The sequence below is a fragment of the Rhodococcus sp. PvR099 genome (assembly GCF_017833315.1).
Lineage (GTDB): Bacteria > Actinomycetota > Actinomycetes > Mycobacteriales > Mycobacteriaceae > Rhodococcus_G > Rhodococcus_G oryzae.
This window is the reverse complement of the sequence record NZ_JAFIBV010000001.1, coordinates 5,217,133-5,234,804: the sequence shown is the minus strand read 5'-3', so window position 1 is coordinate 5,234,804 and position 17,672 is coordinate 5,217,133. Positions and strand designations below refer to the sequence as shown.

Here is a 17,672-nt window from a genome sequence, read left to right as displayed (position 1 = left end):
GAATTCACTTGCGCTCCTCGGTGTTCCACGCCTCGTGCAGCACCTCCCCGATCAGGGAGAGAGAGCTCGGGCCTGCCATGCCCCAATGGGTGGCCGGGGCGCCGTGCGTGATGATGCGGCCGTCCACCCCGTCCCGCCAGGTGGCTGCACCGACGGCGCCGCTGGGATCGTCCTCGAGCGCCGCGAAGTAGTGCAGGTCGCCCTTGAACCTGGGCGGCACATAGCCCTCGATCAGCGTGACGGACTCATCGATCGCCCGCACGGCGGCCGCAACGCGTTCGGCCCCGATGGCGTTGAACGGCGCGGGCAGATTCTCGATGATCCCGGCCAGCATCTCCTCGGACAACTCCTCCAGCAGCGGGTTCTCGCCTGCCTCCAGGCCACCGTCCGCCGTCAGGGCCGGGACCAACCCGCCCAGCAGGTCACCGACGGTCAGATCCCGGTCCACCAGGGTCCCGTCCGCCGGCTGCTGCGCGAAACTGTCCATCATCGCCAACAGTTCGACCTCCTCGCCCACCTCCTGCAGCTGCGCGGCCATGGCGTGCGCGATCATGCCGCCGAGAGACCAGCCGACCAGGTTGTAGGGCCCCTCCGGCTGCACGGTCCGAATCGTCTCGACGTACAACCGCGCCCACGCCTCGATCGACTCCGGCAGGTCCGCGGTCCCGGAGAGCACCGGCGACTGCAGGCCGTACACGCCGCGCTCGCGATCGACGTGCTGTGCCAGTCCGGCGAACGCCCACGAGATTCCGATGACCGGATGCACGCAGAACACCGGCGGCTTGGACCCTCCCGCCCGCAGGGGGATGAGGACATCGAAGGCCGCGTCCTCGGCCAGGTTCTCGAACCCGAGACCGGCCGAGTCGATCCTCGCGGCCAAGGACTCCACCGTCGAATCCGTGAACAGCCACAGCACCGGAACCCGAAGGTCCAGTTCGGCGCCGATCCGAGCCGTCACCTGCGTCGCCAGCAACGAGTTGCCGCCGAGCTCGAAGAAGTCGTCGTCCGCGCCCGCCCGCTCGACCTCGAGCACCTCGGCGAACGCGTCGGCAACGACCTCCTCTGTCCTGGTCGTCGGGGCCCGGAACTCCCGGACCGCGAAGACCGGTTCCGGAAGGGCCTTCCGGTCCAGCTTGCCCACGGGGGTGATCGGGATCTCGTCGAGAACCATGATCGCCGCAGGCACCATGTACGCGGTCAGCGACTGCGCCGCGAACTGGGTCAGCTGCGCGGGATCCACGGTGCGGCCCGCAGCCGGGAGCACATACGAGACGAGCGACGTCGAGCCCGAGGCGGTGGTGTGCCCGATCGTGGCCGCGAACTCCACGTCCTGGTGCGACGACAGCGTGGCGTCGATCTCGCCGAGTTCGATTCGCAGTCCGCGCACCTTGACCTGGAAGTCGGAGCGCCCGAGGTGCTCGACCTGACCGTCTTCGGTCCACCGCACGACGTCACCGGTCCGGTACATCCGCTCGCCGGACGCCCCGTACGGGTTGGCCACGAACCGGTCCGCGGTCAACGCCTGCCGGCCACGGTAACCCCGCGCGAGCCCGACACCGGCAAGGTACAGCTCACCGACCACGCCGACGGGGACCGGCTGCATCCGGTTGTCGAGAACCATCAGGCGCGTGCCCGCGGCGGGCCCGCCGATCGTGATGGGGCCACCCGGCACGAGGGCGCCGGTGCACGTGGCGACGATCGTCGCCTCGGTGGGACCGTAGGCGTTCACGAACCGGCGGCCGACAGCCCACTTCTCCATCAGATCCGGCGGACAGGTGTCCGCCGCCACGATGAGGACCCGCAGCTCGTCCAGCCCCGTCCGATCGACGGAGCCGAGCGCGGCGGGTGTGATCAACGCGTGGGTCACCCTCTCGTGGCGCAGCAGATCGGTCAACTCGGATCCGCCCCACGCGGTCGGCGGCGCGATGACCAGCGTCGCACCCACTCCGACCGCCATGAGCATCTCATAGACGGAGACGTCGAAGCTGGGAGACGCGAGGTGCAGGATCCGCGAGTCCCTGTTTGTCAGGTAGTCGCGCTGCAGGTGGTCACGCACGTTGGCCAGGCCCGCGTGCGTCACGACGACACCCTTGGGCAGACCCGTCGAACCCGAGGTGTAGAGCACGTAGGCCGGGTGCTCGAGTCGCAGTGTCGCGAGCCGGTCCTCTTCCGTGACCGGCGCCGCGGACAGCTCCCGCACACGAGCATCGACCGCGGCATCGTCGAGCGCAGTCCACGGCACCAGCGGCGACAACTGGTCGCTGAACCGCTGCATCGTGACGCCAAGGACCGCACCCGAATCGGCCAGCATGTGTGCCACCCGGTCCGTCGGATAGTTCGGGTCCACCGGCACGAAGGCGGCGCCGGTCTTTGCCACCGCCCACACCGCGAGCACCGAATCAGCCGACCTCGGAATCGCTACTGCCACAGTGGTCTCCGGGCCGGCACCCTGCTCGATCAGCATTCGTGCCAACCGTGAGGAATGCTCGTCCGCCTCCTGGTAGGTCCACCGCTCGCCCTCGAAGGACAGCGCGGTCGCGTCGGGGTCGATCCGCACACCCGCGACGAGGATGTCGGGGAGCAGACGCGGCGCACCGTCGCGCTCGGCGGCAGGCGTCGTCGCGATCGGATCGAGGCGGCTCAGCAGATCCGCCCGTTCCTCGGGTGCCAGGATCTCGATCTCACCGACCGGAACGGAGGGGTCGAGCCGGATCGCCGACAGGATCCGCAGCAGACGCTCCGCGAATCGCGACACCGTGGCCGCGTCGAAGAGGTCGGTTGCGTAGAGGAACTCCGCCGACAGTCCGCCGGCCGCACCGTCCTCGTCGAACAATTCGGCGACGGTGAGCTGCAGGTCGAACTTTGCGACCTGGTCGTCGATCTCCAGTTCGCTCAGCGTCAACCCCGGCAGCTCGAAGCTCGCCGAATCCGCGCTCTGGAAGCCCAATGCGACCTGGAACAGCGGATGCCGCGACGTGGAGCGGGCCGGCTCCAGCACCTCGACGAGCCGCTCGAACGGCAAGTCCGCGTTGGCGAACGCCGACAGATCGGTGTCCCGGGCGCCTTCCAGCAGTTCGCCGAAGCTCGCGCCCGCGGCCACGGTCGTCCGCAACACGAGGGTGTTGACGAACATGCCGACGAGATCGTCCAGCTCCCGCTCGCCCCGGCCGCCGATGGGCGTACCGATCGAGATGTCGTCGGTCCCGGACAGCCGCGCCAGCAGCACCGCGAGCGCCGAGTGCAACACCATGAACAGGGTCGAATTGTGCTGGTGCGCGATATCGGTCAACGCACGGTGGAGGTCGGCGTCGATCGTGAATGCCTTCGTGGCACCGCGGTTCGACGACTGTACCGGCCGCGGCCGGTCCGTGGGCAGGTCCAACTGATCCGGCAGCCCGGACAGCTGCCGAGTCCAGTAGGCCAGCTGGCTCGAGATCAACGACTGCGGGTCGTCCTCGTTGCCGAGCACCTCCCGCTGCCACATCGTGTAGTCCGCGTACTGCACCGCCAGCGGCGTCCAGCCGGGCGTCGTGCCTGCGGACCGTGCCGCATACGCCACCATCACGTCGCGAGCCAGCGGACCCATCGAGAGAGCATCGCCTGCGATGTGGTGAACCACCAGCACCAGCACGTACTCGGGCATTTCGGTTGCGGTGTGCTCGACCCGCAACAGGGCTGCGCGCACCGGAACCTCGGCCGTCACGTCGAAGCCCGTCGCCACGGTCCTGATCACCCGATCGATGAGGTTCGACTCCGGTACCGTCGCGACGACCAACTCGGGAACAGCCTGCTCCGCGGGAAGAATCACCTGGTGGCCGATCCCGTCCACTGCCGGGTAGACCGTTCGCAGCACCTCGTGCCGCGCGACCACATCGGCGATCGCCGCGCGCAGCGCCGGGACGTCCAGCTCACCGGACAGCCGCACGGCAGCCGGAATGTTGTACGCCGCCGACGTCGTGTCGAACTGGTTGACGAACCACATCCGCGACTGCGCGGTCGAGAGCGGAATCCGCTCAGGCCGCTCCCCCGCCGTCAACGCGATCCGGCCGCCGCTCCTCGCGGAGACGTCCAGCCGCGCGGCGAGCAGCTCGACGGTGGTTGCCTCGAAGAGCTCACGCACCGCAACGCGCGTGTCGAGCGCACCGCCCAGGCGTGCGGCGACCTGCATCGCGACCAGCGAGTTGCCGCCCAACTCGAAGAAGTCATCGTCCAGGCCGACCTGTTCGAGCCCGAGCACCTCCGCGAAGGTCGCGGCCACCAGTCGCGCGGACGCGGTCTCCGGTGCCCGGTACGCCCTGGCCTCGAACAGCGGCGCAGGCAGCGCCTTGCGGTCCAGCTTGCCCGACGAGTTCAGCGGGAACTCGTCCAGCACCACGACGGCCGCCGGAACCATGTAGGTGGGCAGCGAGGTCGACGCGAAGCCGACGAGGTCGGCGGGCACCACGTGGGCGCCCTGCGCGGGCACCACATAGGCCACCAACTGATCGCCGGTGGCGGTCGAGACCACCAGCACGGCCGCCTGCAGCACCGACTCGTGCGACAGCAAGGCCGTCTCGATCTCGCCCAGCTCGATGCGCTGGCCGCGGAACTTGACCTGGAAGTCGGTGCGACCGATGTAGCCGAGTTCGCCCTCCGGTCCCCAGAACACCAGGTCGCCGGTGCGATACATCCGCTCGCCACGCTCGCTGAACGGATTCGCCACGAAACGATCCGAGGTCAGGTCGACCCGTCCGTAGTAACCGCGCGCCAGCTGGTCACCCGCCAGGTACAGCTCGCCCGGCACCCCGACGGGGACCGGCCGCAGCCGCGAGTCGAGCACGAACACCTGCGAGTTCCATTGCGGCCGTCCGATCGACACCGCGGCCGCGTGGCCGTCTCCGGTCACCTCGCGGTAGGTGATCGACACGGCGGCCTCGGTCGGCCCGTACAGGTTGTGCAGCCGGGCCGGGCTGATCTCCGCGAACGCGCGCACCGTCTCGGCAGGCAACGCCTCACCGATCACGAACACGTGCCGCAGGGAGGCGAGCGCCGCACCGGATGCGTACTCCGCGAACACGGTCAGCATCGACGGCACGAAGTCCGTGACCGTGACCGAGTGCTCGGCGATCTTCTCGGCGACGTACACGGGGTCGCGGTGACCATCGGGCGTCGCCACCACGAGGGTGGAGCCGACGCGCAACGGCATGAACCAGCCCCACAACGACACGTCGAACGTGGTCGCGGTCTTCTGCAGGTAGACATCGGAGCCGTCGAGCAGGTACTCGCCCTGCATCCATTCCATCTGGTTCACGATCGCGCCGTGGCTGACCGCGACACCCTTCGGCTTGCCGGTCGACCCGGACGTGAAGATCACGTACGCCGGGTGCGAGGGCAGCAGGACCGACGAGCGATCCGCGTCGGTCACCGGCTCGGCCGAATACCCCGACACGTCCACCTCGTCGATCCGCAGGACCGACCTGTCCCCCGGAACCTGGAAATCATCCCGCGCGGTGGTCAGGACGCAGGCCGGACCGGCGGTCTCGAGGATGTGACCGATCCGCTCCACCGGATGGTCCGGATCGACCGGCACGTAGGCACCGCCCGCCTCGAGCACCGCATAGATGCCAACCACGAGATCGAGCGAACGACGGATGGACAAGGCCACCAACGACTCCGGCCGAACGCCCTCGGCGATCAACAGCCGCGCCAACCGGGCGACCCTTGCTCCGAATTCTGCGTAGGTCAGTGACTCGCCCTCGTACACCACGGCGGTGGCGTCGGGGGTGGCGGCGGCCTGACGACGGAACCCGTCCAGCAAGCGCTGCCCGGTGGGCAGCTCGTACGCCGAATCGTTCCAACCCTCGAGCATCACCGCGCGCTCGGCGGGTTCGAGCAACTCCACATCGCCGACCCGTGCCGACGGGTCCGAGGCGATCGCCTCGAGCATCCGGGTGAACCGTTCGCCGAACCGGCGGATGGTCGACTCGTCGAACAGGTCGGTGGCGTAGGCCAGGTGCACCCGGATCCCGCCGGGCATCCCGTCGGGGCCGTGGTTCTCCGACACCGTGACCTGCAGGTCGAACTTGGCGATCTCCTCGTCGAACTCGACGCTGGAGACCGTGAGCCCGTCCAGCTCGAGGCTCTGCTTGGCGAGATTCTGGAAGAACAGAGCCACCTGGAACAGCGGATGCCGCGCCTGCGACCGCGTCGGGTTGAGCACCTCGACCAGCCGCTCGAAGGGCACCTCCGAGTGTCCGAACGCACCCAGATCCGTCGTCCGGACACCTGCGAGCAGCTCCGTGAACGACTGCGCCGGATCGACTTCCGCCCGCAGCACCAGCGTGTTCACGAACATGCCGACGAGATCGTCCAGCGCGGCGTCGCCGCGCCCGGCGATCGGCGCACCGATCGCGATATCGGTGGTCCCCGACAGCCGCGCCAACAGCGCCGCCAGCGCGGCGTGCACCACCATGAACACGGTGGCGCCCTGATCGCGGGCAACGGCACCGAGCGCGGCATGCAGATCCGCGTCGAGGTCGAAGCCGATCGCCGCACCGCGGTTCGAGGCGATGGCCGGCCGCGGCCGATCGGACGGGAGATCCAGCTGGGCGGGCAACCCGGCCAGTGCCTGCGTCCAGTATCCGAGCTGACGCGAGATCAGCGACTCCGGATCGTCCTCCGAGCCGAGCACCTCCCGCTGCCACAGGCTGTAGTCCGCGTACTGGACCGACAGCGGCTCCCACGACGGCGCTACGCCCATGGTCCGGGCGGCGTAGGCCAGCATCAGATCGCGCACCAGAGGGCCCATCGAGAACCCGTCGGCGGCGATGTGGTGCACCACGAAGACGAGGATGTGCTGGTCGGCTGCGGAGGCGTCGTCCACGACGCGCAGCAACGCGACCCGCAGCGGGACATCGACGGTGACGTCGAATCCGGTGGTCACGATGGACGCCGCGCGTTCGAGCAGTTCGCCCGCCCTGACCGGAACCGGGGTCAGGTCAGCGGTGATCTCGTCGACCGGCCGGATCACCTGATGTCCGGTGCCCCCGTGCTCCGGGTACACCGTGCGCAGGATCTCGTGCCTGGCCACCACGTCGGCGAACGCCGCCCGCAGCGCCGCCACGTCGAGATCGCCCGCCAGCCGGACCGCGGCCGGGATGTTGTTGACCGCGCTGGCATGGTCGAACCGGTTGAGGAACCACATCCGTTGCTGCGCAAGCGACAGCGGGATCTGCTCCGGACGCTCCTGCGGGGTGAGCGCAATCCGTCCGCTGCCCGCCTGCGTCCCGACGAGTACTGCGAGAGCCTCGACGGTCGATGCCTCGAACAGCGCGCGCACCGGCACCGTGGTGTCGAGCGCCGCACCGAGCCGCGCCGCGGCCTGGGTGGCGATCAGTGAGTTGCCACCGAGTTCGAAGAAGTCGTCCTCGGCGCCGACCCGCTCGGCACCGAGGAGATCCGCGAAGGTCGCCGCGACGATCTCCTCGATCGGTGTCGCCGGGGCACGGTAGACCCGCGCCTCGAAGGCCGGCGCGGGCAGGGCCTTGCGGTCCAGCTTGCCCGACGCGTTGAGCGGGAACTCCTCGAGCACCACGAACGCCGACGGCACCATGTACGCGGGCAGCGTCGCGGCCAGCGCGGTCTTCACCGCACCGGTCTCGACCACCGCGTCCGGTGCTGGCACGACGTAGCCGACCAGCCGCTCACCCGCGATCGGATCCCGGAGCAGGACGACCACCGACTGGGCTACCTCGGGCAGGTTGGTCAGCGTGGCCTCGATCTCGCCGAGCTCGATGCGCAGACCGCGCAGCTTCACCTGGAAGTCGGTTCGCCCGATGTACTCGACCTCCCCGGCGCCGTTCCACTTCACCAGGTCACCGGTGCGGTACATCCGGGAGCCCGGGACGAACGGGCTCGCCACGAAACGATCCGCGGTCAGGTCGGGCCGCTCGACGTAGCCGCGGGCCAGCTGCTCGCCGGCCAGGTACAGCTCACCCGGCACCCCGATCGGCGTCGGCCGCAGTCGACCGTCGAGCACGAACACCTGGGTGTTCCACACCGGCGCACCGATCGGCACGCTCGTCCGGTCCGCCTCGGTGACCTCGTGGAAGGTGACGTCGACGGCGGCTTCCGTGGGCCCGTACAGGTTGTGCAACCCGGCCTGCGGCAGGGCCGCGCGCAGCCGGTCCGCGGTCTCGGCGGGCAGCGCCTCACCCGAGGCGAACACCCGCACGAGCGAACGTGCCTGTACTGCACTCGGTTCGGCGGCAAAGACCGCCAGCATCGACGGAACGAAGTGCATCGTGGTCACCGACTCGGCCACGATCGTCCGCGCCAGGTACGCGGGGTCGCGGTGACCGTCCGGCACGGCGATCACCAGGCGAGCGCCCACCTGCAGCGGCCAGAACAGCTCCCACACCGACACGTCGAAGGTCACCGGGGTCTTCTGCAGGACGACGTCGTCGCCGCCGAGCCCGTACTGACCCTGCATCCAGACCAACCGGTTGACGATCGCGCCGTGTGAGACCGCGACACCCTTCGGACGGCCGGTGGATCCGGACGTGAAGATCACGTAGGCCGAGTGGTCCGGCCGCAACGACGCAACCCGCTCCGCGTCCGTGATCGATCCGCCGTCCACATCACCGAGTTCCAGCTCATCGATGCACAGGATCGGCCGCGCACCCGCGCGGTCGAAGCCGTCCCGTGACGTGGAAAGCACGCACACCGGCTTCGCCGTGTCGAGGATGTGGCCGATCCGCTCGGCCGGCTGATCCGGATCCAGTGGCACATAGGCCGCGCCCGCCCGGACCACCGCGTAGATCGCGATCATCATCTCGAGGGAGCGGCGAATCCCGATCGCCACCATCGACTCCGGGCCCACGCCCATGCGGATGAGGTGGCGCGCCAACCGGTTCACCCGGTCGTCGAACTCCGCGTAGGTCAGCGAGGCGGACTCGAAGGTGAGCGCGATCGCATCCGGCGTGCGGGCGACCTGCTCGTCGAACAGGTCGACCAGCGTCTGCGGTGCGACCAGCTCGTCGGTGGCGTTCCAGTCGAAGAGCACCCGCTCGAGCTCGTCCTCGCCGAGCAGCTCGATGTCACCGACCAGTGTCCCCGGCGCCACGACGACGGCGCGCAGGATCCGCACGAGCCGCTCCGCGAAGGTGGACACGGTCGCCGCGTCGAACAGGTCGGTGGCGTACCGCAACGCGCCACCCATCGCGTTCGTCTCGTCGATCCCCTCGGCGATCACCAGGGTCAGATCGAACTGCGTCACCTCGACCTCGTGTGCCACCGGGCTGATCGTCAGATCAGGCAGCTCGAAGCTGGTGTCGGTACGGGACTCGAACGTCATCGACGCCTGGAACAGCGGCGAATGGGACTGTGAGCGAGCCGGGTTGAGCACATCGACGAGGCGCTCGAAGGGCACCTCGGCGTGTTCGAACGCCGCCAGGTCGGCCATGCGGACCTGGCCGAGCAACTCAGCGAAGGCCACGTCGGACGCAACGTCGGTGCGCAGCACCAGGGTGTTGACGAACATGCCGATCAACTCGTCCAGCGCGGCGTCGCTGCGCCCCGCGATCGGCGTGCCTATCGCGATGTCTGCGCTGCCGGTCAACCGGGCCAACAGCACCGCGTACGCGGCGTGCACGACCATGAATGTGGTGACGCCGTGTGCACGGGCCAACGCCTCGATGCCCGAGGCGAGCTCGGCGTCGATGTCGAACTCGAGCCGCGCTCCGCGGCCCGACGACACGGCCGGACGGGGCCGGTCGGTAGGCAGCTCGAGCACGTCCGGCAGGCCGGCAAGGGCATTCTTCCAGAACGCGATCTGCCGCGCGGCCAGTGACTGTGCGTCGTCCTCCGAACCGAGCACTTCGTGCTGCCACAGCGTGAAGTCGGCATACTGCACCGGCAGCGGCGCCCACACCGGGGGCTGTCCGGCGGTGCGAGACGCATAGGCCAGCATCAGGTCTCGAGCCATCGGCCCGGTCGAGACGCCGTCCGCGCTGATGTGATGGACGGCCATCAACAGCACGTACTCGTCGGATCCGACATCGAGCAGCGCACCCCGCACGGGGACCGCGGCGGTCACGTCGAAACCGGCGCCCAGGATCTCGATCACCCGGGCAGACACGTCCTGCGGGTCGACCCGCACCGGCGCCAGGTCGAGCTCGACCTGGTCCGCGGGCACGACCACCTGTACCGGTCCCTCACCGTCGTGCGGGAACACGGTCCGCAGCGACTCGTGCCGTTCGAGTACGTCACGAACCGCGAGGTCGAGCGCCTCGACGTCGAGGCTGCCCTGCAAGCGGATCGCCAGCGGGATGGTGTACGCGGACGAGGACGGATCGAACTGATTGAGGAACCACATCCTGTTCTGCGCCAACGACAACGGGATACGGTCCGGCCGCGGCCGGGCGACGAGGGCCGGCGCCGAGGACGACGCCGCGGCCGCCTCGGCCCGCTCGGCCAGTCCGGCCACCGTCGAGGCCTCGAACACCGCACGCACACCGAGCCCGCAGCCGAGCGCGGCATCGACCCGCGACACGAGTCGCATCGCCAGGAGCGAGTTGCCACCGAGAGCGAAGAAGTCGTCATCGGCGCCGACACGCTCGACTCCGAGCAGTTCCGCGAACACCGCCGCCACCGCGACCTCGGCGGCGGTGCCGGGCTCGCGGAACTCGACGGTCGCCGTCGTGAAGTCCGGCTCCGGCAGCGCCTTGCGGTCGACCTTGCCCGCACTGCTGAGCGGGAACTCGTCGAGCACCAGGATCTGCGACGGCACCATGTACGCGGGCAGTTCTGCCGCCACTGCGGCGCGCAGTTCGGACGCCGTAGCCGACGCCCCCGGTCGCGCGCTCACGTAGCCGACCAGGTGCTCACCGGCGTGCCGGCTGCGGACCACGGTCACGACGGCCTGCGCCACCGCCTCGGACCGCATCAACGCCGACTCGATTTCACCGAGCTCGATCCGCAGTCCGCGCAGCTTGACCTGGAAGTCGGTCCGGCCCAGGAACTCCAGCTGACCATCCGCGTTCCACCGCACCAGGTCGCCGGTGCGGTACATCCGCTCGCCCGGGTCACCGAACGGGTCCGCCACGAACCGCTCCGCGGTGAGATCCGCGCGGCCGAGATAGCCGCGAGCAAGCTGGACTCCCGACAGGTACAGCTCACCAGCGGAACCCACCGCAACCGGGTGCAGGCGGGTGTCCAACACCACCGCACGGGCGTTCCAGCTCGGTCCGCCGATCGGCACCGTCACCCGGTCACCGGCCAGACGTTCCACGTCCGGCTCGAAGATGATGCCGACCGTGGTCTCGGTGGGGCCGTAGGTGTTGTCGATGCTGGTCCCGGTCGCAGCGGCGAAGTCCCGCAACAACGCGGGCGAGAGTTCCTCGCCACCGGCGATCACGTACCGCAGCGACTCCAGCGACGAGGCCGCCCCGGCCGACAGGAACATGCTGAGCATCGACGGGACGAACTCGGCGATCGTGATCGACTGCTCGCCGATCAGGCGCGCCAGGTATTCGGGGTCGCGGTGCCCGTCGGGCGTGGCGAGCACGACGCGGCCACCGACCTGCAGGGCGGCGAAGCACTCCCACAACGACACGTCGAACGTGGCGGGGGCCTTCTGCACCACGCGATCCGCCGCGGTCATCGAGTACCGGTCGATGAGCCACGCCAGGTAGTTCGCGATCGACTCGTGACTGACCGCGACGCCCTTGGGCCTGCCGGTCGAGCCCGAGGTGTAGATCACGTAGGCGGTGTTCTGCGGCCGCAACGGCGAACGCCGTTCGGAGTCGGCGACCGGCGCGCCGTCGTAGTCGCTCAGATCCGCCTCGTCGATCACGATCACCGCCTGGTCCGCCGCCAGGCAGCCCCGGTCCCTGCTGGTGGTCAGCACGCACACCGGTGCCGCGGACTCGAGCACGTACTCGGTGCGCTCGGCCGGGTGGTCGGGGTCGATCGCGACGTACGCGCCACCCGCCTTGACGATCGCGTACATGCCGACCATCAGCTCCACCGAGCGGCGCACCGCGAGGCCGACCAGCGCTTCGGGGCCGACTCCTTCGGCGATCAGCCTGCGCGCCAATCGGTTCGCCCGCTCATCGAACTCGCGGTAGCTCAGCTCTTCGCCCTCGAACACCAAGGCCACCGAGTCGGGGGTGCGCGCCGCCTGGCCGTCGAACGGGTCGATCAACGTCATGGGCCCGAGATCGACCGCGGTCTGGTTCCACTCCCGCAGCACCCGCTCGCGCTCGTCGGCCCCGAGCATGTCGACGTCCCCGACCACGGACTCCGGATCCGCGACGGCGGCCCGGAGCACACGCACGAACCGGTCGGCGAAACCGGCCACCGTGGACTCGTCGAACAGGTCCGTGGCGTAGGTGAAGTCGGCAGCCATGCCTGCGGGCTCTCCGTCGGTCGAGATGGCCTCGCCGATCGTCAGATCCAGGTCGAACTGGGTCACCCGCACACCCGGATCGAGGGCGCCGATAGTCAGTCCGGGCAATTCCAGCTCGGTCTGTTGCTGGTTCTGCAACGTCAGCGACACCTGGAACAGCGGCGAGTACGACTGGGACCTCGTCGGGGCGAGAGACTCCACGAGCCGTTCGAACGGCACGTCGGCGTTCCCGAATGCGCCGAGATCACCGACGCGAACCCGCCCGAGGACCTCCGCGAAGGTGTCGGAGGGCTCGACCCGAGTGCGCAGCACCAGGGTGTTGACGAACATGCCGACCAGGTCGTCGAGGGCCGCATCGCCGCGGCCCGCGATCGGGGCGCCGACAGCGATGTCGGTGCTGCCGGACAGTCGGGCGAACAGCACCGCCAGGGCGGCGTGCAGCACCATGAAGGGTGTCGCGCCGTGTTCGCGGGCGATCCGCTCGACACCGGTCCGCAGGCCGTGATCGATCTCGAAGGGCAGCCGCGCCCCTCGGTTGCTGGCGATTGCAGGACGCGGCCGGTCCGTCGGAAGCTCCAGGAGCTCCGGCACGCCTGCGAGAGCGCTCCGCCAGTAGTCCAACTGGACGCTGATCAGGGAGTCCGGATCGTCCTCGGCTCCGAGCAGCCGACGCTGCCACAGCGCGAAGTCTGCGTACTGCACGGCCAGCGGCGACCACGCAGGCGCCTGCCCGGCGCTGCGGGCGACGTAGGCAGCCATCACGTCACGCGTCAGCGGTGCGACGGACCAGCCGTCGCCGCTGATGTGGTGCACGGTGAGCACCAGGACGTGGTCCCGGTCGCCGACCTCGAACAGCGCCGCGCGCAGCGGTACCTCGGCGGTGACGTCGAAGGGCGCGGACAACACTGCCACGATGCGCTCGAAGATCTCCGCCTCGGCGACGGCGACCGGACGCAGATCCGGGACCGCCTGTGCCGCAGGCACAATGAGTTGCTGGGCCTCGCCGTCGACCTCGGGGTAGACGGTGCGCAGCGACTCGTGGCGTTCGAGCACGTCCACCACCGCGGCCTGCAGCGCATCGGTGTCGAGGTCGCCGGCGAGCCTGATCGCCACCGGGATGTTGTAGGCCGCCGAGTCGGGCTCGAAGCGGTTGATGAACCACATCCGCTGCTGAGCCAGCGACAGTGGCAGTCGCTCCGGGCGCTCCTGGGCGACCAGCGCCGCCCGGGCACCACGACCACTGATCTGCTCCACGGCCCTCGCCAGGCCGGCAACCGTCGAGGCGTCGAACAGCGTAACGACCGGCACCGAGGTGTCGAACGCCACGCCAAGCCGCGCGGTGACCTGGGTGGCGATCAGCGAGTTGCCGCCGAGGTCGAAGAAGTCGTCGGCGGCGCCGACCTGCTCGAGATCGAGCACGTCGGCAAAGACCTCCGCGACGACTCGCTCGGCTTCGGTGCTCGGCGCAACGAACTCGCGAACCGCGAAGACGGGCTCCGGCAACGCCTTCCGGTCCAGCTTGCCCACCGGAGTACGCGGGATCTCGTCGAGAACCATGATCGACGCCGGCACCATGTGCGCCGGCAGGATCCGGGCGACGGCCGCCTCGAGCGCGACCACGTCGACGTCGCCCGCTGCCTTCACGTAGGACACCAGCACGGTGGTACCTGCCGGTCCGGGGTGGCCGAGGGTGACCGCGAATTCGATCTGGGGCTGGAGGGCCAGCGCCGCGTCGATCTCGCCGAGCTCGATCCGGAAACCTCGCACCTTGACTTGGAAGTCGGTGCGGCCCAGGTAGTCCACTTCCCCGTCCGCGGTCCAGCGGGCCAGGTCGCCGGTGCGGTACAGCCGCGATCCGGGCTTACCGAACGGATCGGCGACGAAGCGGTCCGAGGTCAGGGACGGACGGGCCCGGTAGCCCCGTGCCAGACCCGGGCCGGACAGGTAGAGCTCACCGACGACGCCAACCGGCACCGGACGCAGCCGGCCATCGAGGATGGTGCTGCGGATGCCCGCGGTCGGCCTACCGATGGTGATGTGCTGGCCCGGGGTCAGTGCGTCGGTGCGCGTCGCGATGACGGTGGCCTCGGTCGGACCGTAGGCGTTGATGAACCGCCGACCGGGCGCCCAGCGCGCCATCAGCTCCGGCGGGCAGGCCTCACCTGCGACCGCGACGGTCACGAGTTCATCGAGGCCGCGGTGGTCGACGGTCGCCAGCGCGGCGGGCGTGATCACCATGGTGGTGACCCGCTCACGGCGAAGCAACTCGGCCAGCTCGACGCCGCCCCAGACGTCCGGCGGCGTGACCACCATGGTCGCGCCGACGCCGTATGCCAGCAACAGCTCGTAGACGGAGACGTCGAAGCTCGGCGAGACCACGTGCAGGGTCCGGGACCGCGCATCGGCCCGGAACGTCGAACGCAGGTGGTCCCGCAGGTTGGCCAGTCCCTCGTGCGTGACCACGACGCCCTTGGGCAACCCGGTCGAGCCGGAGGTGTAGATGACGTACGACGGATGCTGCGGCCGGAGCGGCCGGGTCCGGTCCGCGTCGGTGACCGGAGCCGCGGACTGCGCGGCCGCACCCTCCTCCAGTGTCTCGAGCGCCAGCCACTGCACGGACGCGGGCAGCGTCGGCAGATACGCCTCGGTGGTGACACCGAGCACGGCGCCGGAGTCGGTGACCATGTGGGTGATCCGGTCCGCCGGGTAGTTCGGGTCCACCGGGAGGAACGCGGCACCGGTCTTCGCCACCGCCCACACCGTCAGGATCGAGTGCACCGAACGACGGATGGCGACCGCGACGGTCGTCTCCGGGCCGGCACCGTACTCGCGGAGCGCACGCGCCAGGCGCGAGGAGCGCTCGTCGAGCTCGCGGTAGGTGAGATCGCCGTCCTCGCCGACCAGTGCGATCGCCGCGGGGTCGAGAGCCGCAGCGGCCGCGAGGATGTCCGGCATCAGCTGCGGGCCGACCGCACCCGACGCCCCGCCGGGGCGCCCGACGGTCTCGGCGTCATGGCGGGCGATCAGGTCGGACCGCTCCGAAACGGTGAGGACCTCGAGATCACCGACCGGGCGCTGCGGATCGGTCAGCGCGCCGTCGAGGATCCGGACGAAGCGGTCCGCGAAGCCCCGCACTGTCGCCGCATCGAAAAGGTCGGTGGCGTAGCCGAACTCGGCCAGCATCTCGGTCGGCTGTGCACCGGGCCGGAGGGTCAACTGCAGGTCGAACTTCGCGCCGCCGATCCGAGCGTCCTCCGCGGACACCGTCAGACCGGGCAGCTCGATCTGGGACTCGCCCATGTTCTCGAACGAGAGCGCCACCTGGAACAGCGGGTGCCGGGCCGTCGACCGAGCCGGGTTCAGTGCCTGGACCAGCTGCTCGAACGGCACTTCGGCCTGGCCGAAGGCCGCCAGGTCTCGGCTGCGGACCTGGCTGAGCAGGGCGTCGAACCCGACGGCCGGGTCGACCTCGGTGCGCAGCACGAGGGTGTTGACGAACATACCGATCACGTCGTCGAGCGCCTGCTCGCCACGACCGGCGACGGGGGTGCCGACGGCGATGTCGGTGGTGCCGGACAGCCGCGACAGCAGCACGCTCAGCGCCGCGTGCACGACCATGAACGTGGTGACGCCCCGACGTCGGGCGTAGTCGTGCAGAGCCTCGAGCGTGGTCGCGGGGATCTCGAAGGCGACCCGGTCACCGGCGAACGTCTGCGCGGCCGGACGGGGTCGGTCCGACGGCAGGTCGAGCTGGTCCGGCACTCCGTCCAGCGCCTCGCGCCAGTGGTTGATCTGGCGGGCCAGCAGGCTGTCGGGATCGTCCTCGTTGCCGAGCACCGCGCGCTGCCAGAGGCTGTAGTCCGCGTACTGCACTGCCAGCGGAGCCCAGTCCGGCGCCGCCCCGGCCGTGCGGGCCGAGTAAGCCAGCACCACGTCACGAGCCAGCGGGGCCATCGAGAATCCGTCCGCGGCGATGTGGTGAACCACCACCAGCAACACATGCTCGGTAGGACTGACCCGGTACAGGCGCACGCGCAGCGGCACCGCGTCGGTGACATCGAAACCGGTGCCCATCTCCGTGGCTGCGGCCGTCACCAACCCGGCCTCGTCGACGTCGATCGGGACCAGCTCGACGGCCACCTCGGTCACCGGCAGGATCACCTGCGACGGTCCTTCCGGCCCGTCCGGGTACACGGTGCGCAGCACCTCGTGCCGGGTGAAGACGTCCGCGACCGCGGCCCGCAGCGCGGCCAGGTCCAGGGTCCCGGTGAGTCGGATGCCGGCCGGCACGTTGTAGGCCGCCGAATCCGGAGCAATCCGGTTGAGCACCCACATCCGCTGCTGTGCCAGCGAGAGGGGGATCCGTTCCGGACGCTCCCCTGCCACCAGTGCGATCCGGTCGCCTGCACCGACGTGCGCCTGCACCCGCGCGGCCAACTCGACCACGGTCGGGGCCTCGAACAGCCAGGCCACCGGGATCTGGGTGTCGCGCGCGGCGCCCAACCGGGCGGCGACCTGGGTGGCGATCAGCGAGTTGCCGCCGAGAGCGAAGAAGTCGTCATCGAGACCGACGGCGTCGAGGCCGAGCAGGTCGGCGTAGACACCGGCCACCAGCTGTTCCGCCTCGGTGCCGGGCTCCCGGAACTCCGCAGCCTCGAACTCGGGCTCCGGCAGCGCCTTTCGGTCGATCTTGCCGTTGATGTTCAGCGGCAGCGCCTCGAGGACCACGAATGCCGCCGGAACCATGTAGCTCGGCAACGCCCCCGCCACGGCGGCCTTCAGGTCGGCGGTGTCGAGCACCGCACCGGCGGCAGGCACCAGGTACGCCACCAGACGGTCCCCGGTGCGCTCGTCCGATCGCGCGGTCACCACGGCGGCGGCGACCGACGCCTCTCGGGTGAGGGCGGACTCGATCTCACCGAGCTCGATCCGGAAGCCGCGCACCTTGACCTGGAAGTCGCCGCGCTCGAGGTATTCGAGTTCGCCGTCCTGGCGCCAACTGACCAGGTCGCCGGTGCGGTACATCCGCTCACCCGATGCCCCGAACGGGTTGGCCACGAAGCGATCCGCGGTGAGGTCCGCACGGCCGTGGTAGCCCCGTGCGAGCTGCGCTCCGGCCAGGTAGAGCTCCCCCGCGACCCCAACGGGAACCGGGTTCAGGCGACCGTCGAGCACGAACACTCGGGTGTTCCACTCCGGGACGCCGATCGGCACCGACGCGATATCGGCGTCGGTGACCTCGTGCGCAGTCACCGACACCGCGGCCTCGGTCGGGCCGTACAGG

General features: G+C 69.9%; 1 protein-coding gene (running past one end of the window). It reads right to left on the bottom strand.

Annotated elements, in window-relative coordinates; translation table 11 throughout:
- Positions 1 to 4: 4 nt before the first annotated feature.
- Positions 5 to 17,672 carry the 3' portion of a non-ribosomal peptide synthetase gene (locus tag JOE46_RS24265; RefSeq protein ID WP_209928708.1) on the bottom strand. It continues 15,020 nt past the right edge of the window, so 17,668 of the gene's 32,688 nt are visible here — the last part of the coding sequence; its start codon lies off the right edge, out of view; it ends in the stop codon at positions 5 to 7.